Here is a 12,458-nt window from a genome sequence, read left to right as displayed (position 1 = left end):
CCTCAAGCGACTTCACGACTGCTCCACCTGTGCGATCGAAAGCTGGCGATCGACCATTGCTTGAATGTCTACTTGACTGTTTAAATTCTCTTGCTGCTGATCAATTGAGCCAGAAATCTGTGAGCCTTGCATAGTGCCAAGTTGATGCGTAGTTATCAGTATTCCCACAGCAGGTGTGCAGTTGGGCAGTTTGGTATCAATCTGTAAATAAAGCCTTGAAGTTTAGTGAATTTCAAGCGAAGTTTTATCTTCAAACTTGAGCATTGGTAACGCTATTTTGCAAAGGTTGCAGCAGCCGATCAGCATCCGCAATCCCTGCGTCACAATGAAAGTCTGCATGGAATCGCTGCCATGACTCATTTTGTTTCGACCTACCCGCACCCGGATCGCGTCGCCGCTTCACTTCACGATCAGGTGCAAATTGCTCTCGCGATCGCAGACGAATCGCTGCTGCGATCGCTGCTGCTCAACTGTTTGCCTGCTGTTCTGCCTGCCCATCAGCTTGGAGCGGTGTCTGCCGCGATCGGCGTACCCGTTGGCAAAAAAGCTGCTGATGGCGTCCTCACCGTTGAGCAGATTCACTGCATCCTGGCCGATTCGATCGACACAGACGCAACGGCTGCAACTCAACGTCCCGATCCGCGATCGCTCAAGTGCGAATCGGAACTGCAAACGCTCGGCCAGTCGATTTCGCTCGCGCAGGCGATCGCCCTGCTTCAGCAAGCCGAGTTTTCTCCGGCTCAGGTCGAAGAAATTTTGCATCTTTCCTCAGAAGGCTGGTACAAATCTTGGTGGTATTCGATCGACGCAGAGGGCAATTTCACCGTGCCGTTTTTGCGTCAGCTTCGCACCTTGCGCTATGCCAACGGTCGCGTCACGCTGCAATATAAAGACCGCTTCGAGCAAGACAAGCCGCCGTGCTTTCGCAGCCAGCCGCGACAGGTTTTGGTTGAAATCGAAACCGAGCCGCAAAGCTTTCGCCACACCTTAGAAAAGATTAACTATGCCAAAGCGAAACTCAACATTCCAGCAGCGATTCTGATTTGCGATCGACTCTCCGACCTGGAAGTGCAAGGCTTTGTTAGCCAGCAGATCAGCATTTACAGTTCAACCGCCGAACTACCCGTTCAGGCCGACTGTCAATCTTGCGCTGCGATCGAGTGTCCGCTGCATGGTCACACTGATTCGCCCGTCATCACCTGCCGTCAATATTGCGTTCAAGCGGTGTGAAAAGGCAGCAGACAGCAGGCGATCGCTGGTGAGTGAACCTTAGCGGTTGACTTTGCTTCTGCCCTGTATCGATCTCTACTTCGGATGGCGGTTTTCTCGCTGAAACTGTAGCGCAGCGATCGATTAACATAAGTTTATATTTGTTATAGTTCTTCATAGAACAACTCATTTACATATCTTCATAAGACTCATGACGCTCACTCAACGCCTTTCAACGCTGGCGGTTGCAGCTTTGCGACCGAGCCTTGCGCCCAACTACTGGTCACAAACAGCCTGGACGATCCTGCGGGTTGTCGCAGGCTTGGTGATGATCCACAATGGCCTCGACAAGCTCTCGAACATCGAAAGCTTTGCCGAAGCGTATGTGAAAGTCATTGGTCTGCCTTTTCCCATCTTCTTTAGCTACTGCGCGGCCTTCACCGAACTGATTGGCGCTCCGCTGCTGGCGATCGGTTTGTTCACTCGCCCTGCTGCGGCTGGATTGTTCTTCACAATGGCCGTTGCCATGTTCCACCACATCAAAGTAGCAGGCTTCAGCATTCCCTATCTGGAGCTGTCGATGCTGTATGCGGCCTGCTTCTTGTTCTTTGCGGTGAATGGGGCTGGATTGTTTTCGATCGATTCGCTGCTGGCCGGATGGCTCAACGCCGCCTTGCCGCAGACGGCTCAACAGCGTGAAGCGCTGGAAGCGTCGTATCAAACTGCGGAAACCGCCTCGAAGCAGTAGGCTTTAGGTGGTCAGCTTGGATGACGAAATCGGCATCGTCGCCACGCGATCGCGATGAAAGTAAATGTCGATCTGCTGGGCAATCCGAAGCTGGGCGATCGGCGCTTTAATCAAGCTTGCAGCCGCGACGATGCGATTGACCGATTCCAATGAGTAGCAGTTGATGCGTAAGACGCCCCACCGCCGAGAAATGCGGCAGTGACGTAGCGCCTGTAGCTGTCGCAGCTCGTTTGGGTCTTCACGGTAGAAGTCTAAAATCAGTCGATTAAGCTGAAGAAACCAATTCATGTCGGCTGTCAGGTGCAGAGGTGGCCGGACGCAGTTTGACAGCACAATTTGAGGTCATTTGCTGACCTGTGCGCCAGGACTGCGAAGCGCTGAACTGATTTCATTCAAGCGTGTACGCGCAGCATTGTGGGCATTTGCAAGAAGATTTAACTTCAACCTCGATCGGCTTAATCAAGCTGCGATCGCCCTCAGCCTCATCATGCGCTGGTTCTGGCGATCGCAGCTTGATTGTTGCTGACGGTAACTTGTAACAATCACGTCATTGCTCTTTACAGAACGATAACTCTCGTTGCGTCCGGCCTGCGATCGTGTAGGAGGCTTCGTTTTCAGCATTGCCGCGCGATAATGTGACTAGAAGCGGAATTAACGACGATCGCGCAATCAGGAGGAAAGATGATCATCGCCGTAGTGGACTACGACATGGGAAATTTGCACTCGGCCTGTAAAGGACTAGAGCAAGCAGGCGCAACGCCTCATGTCACCGATGATGTGCGCGATCTAGAAGCAGCGGATGCCGTTGTTCTGCCAGGTGTGGGTGCGTTTGATCCGGCGATCGCCCATTTGCGATCGCGCGATTTGATTTCGCCGATTCGAGACATTATTGCCAGCGGCAAACCATTTCTAGGCATTTGCCTTGGCCTGCAAATTCTGCTCGACGGCAGCGAAGAAGGTCGCGGTGAACCGGGATTAGGCGTCATTGCCGGAACGGTGCGCCGCTTTCGTCCTGAACCGGGAATTACCATTCCGCACATGGGCTGGAATCAGCTTGAACTGACGCAGCCTCATTTGCCGCTGTGGAATCAGCTTCCGCCTGATCCCTGGGCATATTTTGTGCATTCGTTTTATGCTGACCCGATCGATCCGACCGTCCGCGCCGCGACGATTACACACGGAACGCAGCAGGTGACAGCGGCGATCGCTCGTGATAACCTGATGGCCGTGCAGTTTCACCCGGAGAAATCCTCGGTGGCTGGCCTCAAGATTCTCTCCAACTTTGTGCAGCACGTGCGCGATCGGCAAATGGTCGGAGCGGGACTTTAATTCATGACGCTCCGCATTCACGGCAACCGTCCGCTGAAAACGCTGCCCGGATTGGCAACCCGACCAACGCCCGCACGAGTGCGAGAAGCCATCTTTAACATTTGGCACGGTGCGATCGCGGGCTGCCGCTGGCTGGATCTGTGTGCGGGCAGCGGTGCAATGGGAGCCGAAGCCTTGAGTCGAGGAGCGGCTCTTGTAGTCGGAATTGAGCAGTCCGCTCCGGCCTGCTCGGTGATTCGGCAGAACTGGCAGAGTATCGCTCGTCCAGACCAAGAGTTTCGTATTTGGCGTGGTGATGTCGTCCAGCAGCTTTCGCGCCTGCACGGACAAGCGTTCGATCGCATTTACTTCGATCCGCCCTACGCCAGCGCACTTTATGCACCAGTTCTGGACGCGATCGCTCGTCATCACCTGCTGGATGCAGCGGGAGAACTCGCCGTTGAACATAGCCCCGATCGATCGCTGCCTGTGCCTGAAGGTTTGACGCCGTATCGCCAGAAAATCTACGGCAATACGGCGGTTAGCTTTTACTGCTGGCACTAGCGATCGCCAACTATCAAAAACGATTGGCGCAGACTATTGAGCTTTGCCTGAGACAGGCAGAACTTCTTGAAAGCCTTCTTGAAAGCAATGTGACTCAACGGGCGGCATCTCGCTGAACGGCTCAGCGTATAGATTGAGCTTTTGCTTGAGAATCAGCCAAACAAACGGCAGATCTTCGATCAAATAGCGTTTCCACAATCGGCGCGGTTCGGCAATCAGGCGGTAGATCCACTCCATGCCCATTTCACTGATCCAACGGGGCGATCGCTTCACGTTTCCAGCTTCAAAGTCAATCGTTGCACCGATCGCCAAAAAGATTTTGACACCTGGCATTCGGTGCTTGTGCTCGTGAATAAACTTTTCTTGCTTGGGTGCGCCCACACCGATTGCCAAAACGGTTGCGCCAGAGCGATTCACCATTTCAATAATCTGTTCGCACTCGGCTTCGTTCTTCTCAAAGCCGAATGAGGGCGAGTGAGCAGCTACGACGATCGAGCGACCGACCTTTGCATTGATGCGTCGCTGTGCTTCGCAGGCAACACCTTGACGAGCACCTAGCAGGAAAATTTTAATTTCTTCATTGTGCCGATGATGCTCATAAAAGGCAGGAAACAGGTCTGAGCCTGAGATCTTTTCTTTTAAGGGTGTTCGTAAGAACTTTGACGCCCAAAGGACAATTTTGCTGTCGCAGACGACATAATCCGCAGCACAATATGCCTCGTAGAATTCCGTGTCATGCTGAAGCTTCATCAGGTGATCGACATTCGGGGTAAACACAACGCCGCGATCGAGGTCATTGAGTAGCTGTAAGCGTGAAAAATTATGAATGTTTAAGTTTAGGATTTTGATCATCTGAACCTCAAGAACATCTCATCTCTCGCCTTGTGGCTTTTCATCAGGTGGAGCCTGTGAAACTGGAATTGTGTAGTTTTGTGACAGTCCCTTGCAAATCTTAGAGCAAATGCCTTGGATCGGCCAGAAATTGTCTGAGCCGACGGAATGAAGAAACGGTAGTTGTCTGACAGGGTAAGAGCAAATCTGCGACAGTCAACAACTAGCGAATCCATCATGGCACAAGGTTCTTTGGGCGATTTAAACAAAATGACATGATTTACTGGAAGTTTATACGGATTGCTTTCCATATGAAGCAGACACCATATAACTTCTATCCTCAAGCAAATCAGTAGTTCACCCTGGCTTTAGAGTGCCCAAAGCTGGGCGATCGTAACAAAGCAATTACACTTGCAACATTGGAGACTTGGCGCGATCAGGGGCGATCGCAGCTTCTACCTGGGTCAGACGCACAAATTCGGCGAACTGTTCCATCAGGCGGGGGTTGCGCCAGCCACGAGCTGTTTCCTCAGCCATGATTGCCAGGGACTCTTCCGGTGTGAAAGCTCGCTTGTAGGGGCGCTCATGCGTCAGCGCATCGTAGATATCGACCAGTTGAAACACCTGAGCGAGGTAGGGAATTTCGTCACCCTTGAGCTGGTCTGGGTAGCCGGAGCCGTCCCAACGTTCGTGGTGATGGCGAATAATTGGTACCACGCCGCGCATGGTTCGCAAGGGCTGGCAGATGCGCTCGCCAATCAAAACGTGCTGCCGCATAATTTCCCACTCTTCAGGCGTGAGCTTGCCCATTTTGAGCAGAACTGCATCGGGAATTCCAACCTTGCCAATGTCGTGTAGGTAGCCGCCCCACTGGAGGTCGCGAATGTCGTTGCGTGACAGATTGAGAAATTCACCAAAAGCTCGGCCACGATTGACCAGTCGCTCGCAGTGATCGCCCGTGTTGGGATCGCGGCTTTCAACTGTGCGAGCGATCGAAAACAGCACTTGCCCCGCATGGTCAAGGTCTTCGTTGAGGCGCTTTTGGCGAATCAGTGATTTGACTCTGGCCGACAGTTCAAGCTGGTCAAACGGCTTGGTGAGAAAATCGTCTCCGCCCGCTTCGATGCCACGTACACGAGCGCGTCGATCGTTGAGCGCGGTGACAAAGATAACAGGTGTGAGGCGCGTCTGCTCGTCCTGCTTGAGGCGACGGCAAACTTCAAACCCATCCATACCCGGCATCATCACATCGAGCAAAATTAAATCTGGATCAGATTCAGCAACGCGACTCAGGGCAGCCGCTCCGCTATCTGCTTCCAGCACTTCATAACCATCAACGGTTAGAAGTGCAACAGCCGTCATGCGGCTAGCTGGATGATCGTCAACTACTAAGACCTTGGGGCGTTCAGAGTCAGTGTAATTCACAGGAGACGCTTACTTTCAATCGTTTACCTAGGAGCGAGAAATGGTTGCCCAGCCTGACATCGAACGCTTGGCAGCGAAGCATTCGATCGAGGGTAACTGTGAAGATATAAGCTTAGTATGTTCAATTAGTATCATGACGAAATCAGGCTTATTACTGAGATTAAAAACAAGTGAACTACTTGAATCTGCATGGCTTTGACAGTATTGGCGATCGCTTGGGACAAATGCAGTTCGCCCTGATACAGTGTTGCGGCTACGCCAAGCGATTCAATTGCTGGTGAGATCACTAGATTTCTTGCCAAAATTTTAGCAAGAGATTGAGCCATGCAGAATTGAGCCGTCACCCGTCCATTGTCCTCAAGCAGCTTGTAGGGGCGCGATCGCTAAGCACTGCGTCGGGCAAGCGCATCGTGGGTTTTCGCCATTGTGCTCCACGATTTTTAAGGCTCAATTACGATGATTTCGATAACAAATCTTGATGCTTGCTCAGAACTGGCCTGATCGATCGGCTTGGCAGTGAGGCCGTTTTGCAAAGTTGCGTCGATCGCGATTCAGGCACTGATTTGACCCAGCACCCGCACTTATGAACTGAAATATGAAGATATCAAAGAATGAGTGCTAACAGAAATCATCCAGTTGATTCATTGACTGTAAATTACAATTGGCTCCTAGAATTAAAACAATCCTCAATTTTGTTTAACTCGTGCTTTCGATCGTTTCGGCTGAATGGCTTGCTCACCATCTTGACGATCGCAACGTAGTGATTGCGGACTGTCGCTTTTCGCTAGCTGATGCATCGCTAGGTCGTCAGCAATACGAAGCAGGTCATATTCCCGGAGCATATTATTTCGATTTGAATCAAGATTTATCGAGTCCAGTTCAGCAGCATGGCGGACGGCATCCGCTGCCAGAGCCTGAAGTTTTGGCAGCAAAATTGGCGCAGGCAGGCATCAGTGCCGACACATTTGTAGTTGCCTATGACAATTCGCGCTTGGCGTTTGCAGCGAGATTTTGGTGGCTGCTGCGCTATTTGGGACACGATCGCGTTGCGGTTCTCGATGGTGGATATCAAGGCTGGCTCAATGCAAAATATTCCCACACCACAATCATTCCGCCTCAAAGATCCGGTGAATTTTTGGTGAATTTGCAGCGCGATCGCGTCGTGAATATTGAACAGGTGAAAGCGCGATCGAACGATGCGATGCTGATTGATTCTCGCGAGCCAGAACGCTATCGCGGCGAGCGGGAACCGATCGATCCGATCGCGGGTCACATTCCCGGAGCGATGAACTATCCTTGGCAAGAGGCAACTCAGGCAGATGGCTACCTTAGGCCGATCGCCGAACAGCAGCAGCGCTGGTCAACCGTGCTGTCTACCTCAGAACTGATGGTTTATTGTGGGTCGGGCGTCACGGCCTGCGTCAATTTGCTATCGCTGGAACTGGCCGGACGGAAAGCCAAGCTTTATGCCGGAAGCTGGAGCGATTGGTGTTCTTATCTGCTGGAAGTGTCCAATTAGTTTTTGAGGAAAAAAATAGCCGTTGCTGGCGATCGCTGATTCGATCGCTTTTTGTCTTGCCAATCGAACAGTAGATCGTCTCCAATTGCAAATTTCCTACTTGAGATTGATGTATTTAGGGTCAAGATTGCTCAAAAGTTTTGGTAAGCTAAAATACTTTTAACTTAGGTTAAGCTATCAGTTTTAAGCTTGAGTCGGCTGGCGATCGCGCCAATTGATTCACCATTTCAGTCTAATTTGATCTCGCTTTATTTAATTAGGTCTAAACTTCTATGTCTTCTACAAATAACCGTCTCTCCATCTTTGTAGACGGAAACAATATGTTCTATGCACAGCAAAAAAACGGCTGGTTTTTCGATCCGCGTCGCGTCTTGCGCTATTTCACGCAGGAACCCAACATCATGCTGGTGAATGCCTTTTGGTACACGGGATTAAAAGATCCGCAAGACCAGCGCGGCTTTCGCGATGCGTTAATCAGCTTAGGCTACACGGTTCGCACCAAAATTTTGAAAGAATACTATGACGACACGTCAGGACGCTATTCGCAAAAAGCAAATTTAGACATCGAAATTGTCGTCGATATGTTCAGCACGGTTGACCAGTACGATCGCGTCATTTTGTTTAGTGGCGATGGCGATTTTGAGCGGGCGATCGAACTGCTGCGAGCCAAAAATACGCACATCACAGTCGTCTCCACTGAAGGCATGATCGCGCGGGAATTGCGGAATGCGACCGATCGCTACATCGACCTCAACGACATTCGCACCTACATCGAAAAAATCGACATCTAAAAAATTTGTCTGACCGCAGAATTGACGCACTACAATAGCGGGTATGTCTTTCGACGCATCTGTTACTTTCTAGTGTCAATCCATCCATGAGTACTTCCCAGTCTGACCGCATCATCATTTTCGACACCACCCTCCGCGATGGCGAACAAGCTCCGGGCGCAACCCTGAACGTGGACGAAAAACTGGCGATCGCACGGCAGCTAGCACGACTGGGCGTGGACGTGATTGAAGCCGGATTTGCGTTTGCTAGCCCCGGAGATTTTGAGGCCGTTCAGAAGATCGCGCAGGCGGTTGGAACCGAAAACGGCCCCGTGATTTGCAGCTTGGCGCGAGCGATTCGCGACGACATCAAAGCCGCTGCGGAAGCGCTCCAACCTGCCGCCAAGCCGCGCATTCACACCTTCATTTCGACTTCCGATATTCATCTGGAGTATCAGCTTAAGAAATCGCGATCGGAAGTGCTGGCGATCGCGGAAGAAATGGTCGCCTATGCCAAATCGTTCGTGGATGACGTGGAGTTCTCCCCGATGGATGCGGCTCGGTCTGATCCGCAATTCCTCTATCAGGTTTTGGAGCGGGCGATCGCAATGGGAGCCAAAACGATCAACATTCCCGATACGGTCGGCTACATGACGCCTTCGGAGTTTGGCAATCTGATTCGCGGCATTCGCGAGAATGTGCCGAATGTCGATCAGGCGATCATCTCGGTTCACGGTCACAACGACTTAGGATTAGCCGTCGCCAGTTTCCTGGAAGCCGTCAAAAATGGCGCGAGACAGCTTGAATGCACGATCAACGGCATTGGTGAACGGGCAGGAAATGCCGCTTTGGAAGAACTGGTGATGGCGCTGCACGTGCGGCGACAGTATTTCAATCCGTTCTTGGGTCGTTCCCCAGACTCCACAGAACCACTGACAAGCATCAACACGCAGGAAATCTACAAAACCTCGCGCTTGGTGTCGAATCTGACGGGAATGCTGGTGCAGCCGAACAAAGCGATCGTCGGCGCAAATGCCTTCGCGCACGAATCGGGCATTCACCAAGATGGAATGCTCAAAAACAAGCAGACCTATGAAATTATGGAGGCGCAGACGATCGGCCTCAGCGACACGACGCTGGTTTTGGGCAAGCACTCCGGTCGCAACGCCTTCCGCACTCGCCTGAGAGAACTGGGCTACGAACTGTCAGAACAAGATGTCAACAAAGCGTTCTTGCGGTTCAAGGAACTGGCCGACAAGAAAAAAGAAGTCACCGATCGCGACTTGGAGGCGATCGTCAACGACGAAACGCAGCAGGCTCCCGAACTGTTCAAGCTAGAGCATATTCAGGTGTCCTGCGGCGATCACGCTCGTCCCACTGCCACCGTGACGATTCGCACACCGGACGGCGAAGAACTGACGGATGCAGCGATCGGAACAGGTCCCGTTGATGCCGTCTACAAAGCGATCAACCGCGTTGTCGATGTGCCGAATCAGCTAATCGAATATTCGGTTCAGTCCGTCACGGCAGGAATCGATGCGCTCGGTGAAGTGACGATTCGGCTGAAGCATGACGATCGCTTGTTCTCCGGTCATGCGGCAAATACGGATATCATCGTCGCTTCGGCCTTGGCCTACATGAACGCGCTGAATCGGCTTTCGGCCAGTTTGCAGAGCGGAAAAGTTCTGCATCCTCAGCACGATCAGGCACAGCAGCCCGTCGGCTAGATTGTTTGTGAATTGAGGAAAAGGCGATCGCCAGTCGATCGCCCTTTTTTGATGCTCCTGCCTAAAAAGGTCAAATTTTACTGATGCTCAACGTCCCTTCATGGCAAAATCGGGGCGTACCTCCCGCAATCTGGTGCGTATGCCTGAACCGAATCAGTTGGATGTGACGGCTTTTGTTGAGCAGCAGGCGATCGCGCTTGACCTGCCGATCGCTGATTATCAGGCGGGAGTGACCGCAAATTTCGAGCGGATTCGATCGATCGCCCAAGCATTTCTAGAATTTCCCCTACCGACTGATTTGGTTGCTGCGCCGAGGTTTGAGCCGTGATTAATTTTGCAACTGCGGATGCGATCGCGATTGCCGCAGCGGTGCGATCGCAAGCGGTGCGGGCAGTTGACGTGACGCAGGCAGCGATCGATCGAATCACAGCTTCCGATTTGAACTGCTTTACAACAGTTTTGGCGGAATCAGCCTTAGCACAGGCGGCGGCTGTGGATGCCACTGTCGCGCAGGGCGAAGATCCTGGACAGTTGGCGGGTGCGCCATTTGCGGTCAAAGATTTGTTTGATATTGCCGGAGTGGTGACGATCGCCGGATCAAAAATCAATCGCGATTTGCCGCCTGCAACAGCCGATGCCTTTGCCGTCGCTGCCCTCAAGCGAGCCGGAGCCGTGCTGGTCGGAGCCTTGACGATGGACGAATATGCCTACGGCTTCACGACCGAAAATCATCACTACGGAGCCGTTCGCAATCCACACGATCGCACCCGAATCGCAGGCGGTTCGTCAGGCGGATCAGCCGCAGCCGTCGCAGGTGGCCTTGTTCCGATCAGCCTCGGTTCCGACACAAATGGCTCGATTCGCGTTCCGGCTTCTTTGTGCGGCATCTTGGGATTGAAGCCGACTTACGGGCGTTTATCGCGATCGGGCGCTTACCTGTTCTGCAACAGCCTCGACCACATTGGCCCATTTGCGCGATCGATCCGCGATATCGCGCTCATCTTCGATCTGCTTCAGGGCGAAGATCTCAGCGATCCCGTTTGCACAAATCGCCTACCGGAGATGTGTTCGCCGCAACTCGATCGCGGCCTCGACGGTTTACACATCGCCGTTGCCGATGGCTACTTCGCAACCGGAGCCGAACCGGAAGCACTTGCCGCTGTCGAACAAATTGCCGCTGCTCTCGGCACAGTCGATCGCGTCACCCTCCCCGAAGCCGATCGCGCCCGCGCCGCCGCCTTCATCATCACCGCTTGCGAAGGCAGCAATTTGCACCTGAAAGATTTGCAGACTCGTCCCCAAGATTTTGATCCGGCCACTCGCGATCGCTTCCTTGCAGGCGCAATGATTCCCGCAAGCTGGTACATTCAGGCGCAGCGGTTTCGTCAGTGGTATCGCGATCGCGTCCGCGAAGTGTTTGAATCGGTCGATGTCATCCTCGCACCGACTACGCCTTGCTCCGCCACAAAAATTGGTCAGGAAAAAATGACGATCGCCGGAGTTGAAATGCTGGTGCGCCCCAATCTCGGTATGTTCACGCAGCCGCTTTCCTTCATCGGTCTGCCCGTTTTGTCCGTGCCGTTGCAGTTTCGCGATCGATTGCCGCTCGGTGTCCAACTGATCGCTGCACCTTATCAGGAGGCGAAACTGTTACGAGCGGGAGCTTATTTAGAGGCACAAGGCATTATTTCAGCCGCAGTTGCATCATCGTTTTAAGATTGCAAGTAATCGACTTCTCCAAACTCACTTCTACAAGTTCGATCGATTGGGGCGATCGCTTTACAATAGCTGAAGACCGAAGCGGCATCAATTTGTGTTTAATCAAGTTCTGCAACAAATACAGGAGAAAATTCGCCAGCGCCAGTATGTAATGACGCTTCATGCAGAAGAAGAAATGACAGACGATGATTTGCCAATCTTTGATATTGAATCGATCGTGCTTACAGGTGAAATTCTAGAGCGTCAGAAAGACAGAAATACAGGCGAGTGGAAATATCGAATCAAAGGATTGACTATTGAGAATGATGAAGCTGAAGTGATTGTTAAACTAGGATTAACCGGAAAAGTTGTAATTATCACGGTTTACTTATGTTGAATCAAGACAAATCGATCGCCTGTGACATTTGCGGCCAAGCTGGAGCGCGAATCCGCAGAGTGAGTAGAACTTATGGCAAAGGTCAAGATCTACTCGTGATTGAAAATATTCCTATGATTAGCTGTCCTCATTGCGGTGAAAGCTACTTGACCGCAGAAACACTGCATCAAATTGAAAAGATTAAGCGTGAACGCAAGCAGCGATCGATCGAGCGTCCGGTTGCAGTCGCCAGCTATAGCTGAAAAGTTTGATTGCGACACTC

General features: G+C 52.0%; 15 protein-coding genes. 11 read left to right on the top strand and 4 right to left on the bottom strand.

The window, feature by feature from the left end; genetic code table 11:
* Positions 1-351 precede the first annotated feature (351 nt).
* The gene (locus tag H6F67_RS07345; RefSeq protein WP_190764801.1) at positions 352-1,230 is read left to right on the top strand and encodes a hypothetical protein; all 879 of its coding nucleotides are present in this window, start codon (positions 352-354) and stop codon (positions 1,228-1,230) included.
* Between the two features lie 190 nt (positions 1,231-1,420).
* The gene (locus H6F67_RS07340) at positions 1,421-1,957 is read left to right on the top strand and encodes a DoxX family protein (protein WP_190764799.1); all 537 of its coding nucleotides are present in this window, start codon (positions 1,421-1,423) and stop codon (positions 1,955-1,957) included.
* Between the two features lie 3 nt (positions 1,958-1,960).
* On the opposite strand, the gene H6F67_RS07335 is transcribed toward H6F67_RS07340, so the two are convergent.
* Entirely contained in the window at positions 1,961-2,245 is a 285-nt protein-coding gene (locus H6F67_RS07335) for a hypothetical protein (protein WP_190764797.1), read from the bottom strand.
* A gap of 393 nt (positions 2,246-2,638) precedes the next feature.
* Between H6F67_RS07335 and hisH the strand changes: the two genes are divergently transcribed.
* Both hisH and rsmD read left to right on the top strand, forming a co-directional pair.
* The gene (hisH, locus tag H6F67_RS07330; protein ID WP_190764795.1) at positions 2,639-3,286 is read left to right on the top strand and encodes an imidazole glycerol phosphate synthase subunit HisH; all 648 of its coding nucleotides are present in this window, start codon (positions 2,639-2,641) and stop codon (positions 3,284-3,286) included.
* A 3-nt stretch (positions 3,287-3,289) separates the two neighbouring features.
* Positions 3,290-3,829 (top strand): 16S rRNA (guanine(966)-N(2))-methyltransferase RsmD, encoded by a 540-nt coding sequence (gene rsmD / locus H6F67_RS07325; RefSeq protein WP_190764793.1) that lies wholly within the window; start codon positions 3,290-3,292, stop codon positions 3,827-3,829.
* A gap of 33 nt (positions 3,830-3,862) precedes the next feature.
* Here rsmD and H6F67_RS07320 read toward each other — a convergent pair whose 3' ends face one another.
* From H6F67_RS07320 to H6F67_RS07310, 3 genes are all read right to left on the bottom strand, one after another.
* The gene (locus tag H6F67_RS07320; RefSeq protein WP_190764791.1) at positions 3,863-4,681 is read right to left on the bottom strand and encodes a WecB/TagA/CpsF family glycosyltransferase; all 819 of its coding nucleotides are present in this window, start codon (positions 4,679-4,681) and stop codon (positions 3,863-3,865) included.
* 384 nt (positions 4,682-5,065) lie between these two features.
* Positions 5,066-6,085 (bottom strand): HD domain-containing phosphohydrolase, encoded by a 1,020-nt coding sequence (locus H6F67_RS28330; protein ID WP_190764788.1) that lies wholly within the window; start codon positions 6,083-6,085, stop codon positions 5,066-5,068.
* 131 nt (positions 6,086-6,216) lie between these two features.
* On the bottom strand, positions 6,217-6,411 hold the full coding sequence (locus H6F67_RS07310) for a hypothetical protein (RefSeq protein WP_190764786.1): 195 nt from the start codon (positions 6,409-6,411) through the stop codon (positions 6,217-6,219).
* A gap of 377 nt (positions 6,412-6,788) precedes the next feature.
* Between H6F67_RS07310 and H6F67_RS07305 the strand changes: the two genes are divergently transcribed.
* From H6F67_RS07305 to H6F67_RS07275, 7 genes are all read left to right on the top strand, one after another.
* A complete protein-coding gene (locus H6F67_RS07305; RefSeq protein ID WP_190764767.1) occupies positions 6,789-7,604 on the top strand; it encodes a sulfurtransferase in 816 nt (271 codons plus the stop codon).
* A gap of 272 nt (positions 7,605-7,876) precedes the next feature.
* Entirely contained in the window at positions 7,877-8,395 is a 519-nt protein-coding gene (locus tag H6F67_RS07300; protein ID WP_190764765.1) for an NYN domain-containing protein, read from the top strand.
* Between the two features lie 86 nt (positions 8,396-8,481).
* A complete protein-coding gene (locus tag H6F67_RS07295) occupies positions 8,482-10,101 on the top strand; it encodes a 2-isopropylmalate synthase (protein WP_190764763.1) in 1,620 nt (539 codons plus the stop codon).
* A 139-nt stretch (positions 10,102-10,240) separates the two neighbouring features.
* Positions 10,241-10,429 carry a DUF4089 domain-containing protein gene (locus tag H6F67_RS07290; protein WP_190764908.1) on the top strand — a complete coding sequence of 63 codons (189 nt, stop codon included), beginning with the start codon at positions 10,241-10,243 and terminating at the stop codon, positions 10,427-10,429.
* Positions 10,426-11,817: an AtzE family amidohydrolase gene (locus H6F67_RS07285; RefSeq protein ID WP_396797705.1), complete on the top strand. Its 1,392-nt coding sequence runs from the start codon at positions 10,426-10,428 to the stop codon at positions 11,815-11,817. Before H6F67_RS07290 ends, H6F67_RS07285 begins: the two co-directional genes overlap by 4 nt.
* 97 nt (positions 11,818-11,914) lie before the next feature.
* Entirely contained in the window at positions 11,915-12,196 is a 282-nt protein-coding gene (locus tag H6F67_RS07280) for a DUF4258 domain-containing protein (protein WP_190764760.1), read from the top strand.
* Positions 12,190-12,438, top strand: coding sequence for a type II toxin-antitoxin system MqsA family antitoxin (locus H6F67_RS07275; RefSeq protein WP_199304270.1), 249 nt, complete (start codon positions 12,190-12,192; stop codon positions 12,436-12,438). Before H6F67_RS07280 ends, H6F67_RS07275 begins: the two co-directional genes overlap by 7 nt.
* Positions 12,439-12,458 lie beyond the last annotated feature (20 nt).

Origin of the sequence: Microcoleus sp. FACHB-1515 (assembly GCF_014696105.1) — a bacterium.
Taxonomy (GTDB): domain Bacteria; phylum Cyanobacteriota; class Cyanobacteriia; order Elainellales; family Elainellaceae; genus JAAUTJ01.
This window is presented reverse-complemented; position numbering and strand designations above follow the sequence as displayed.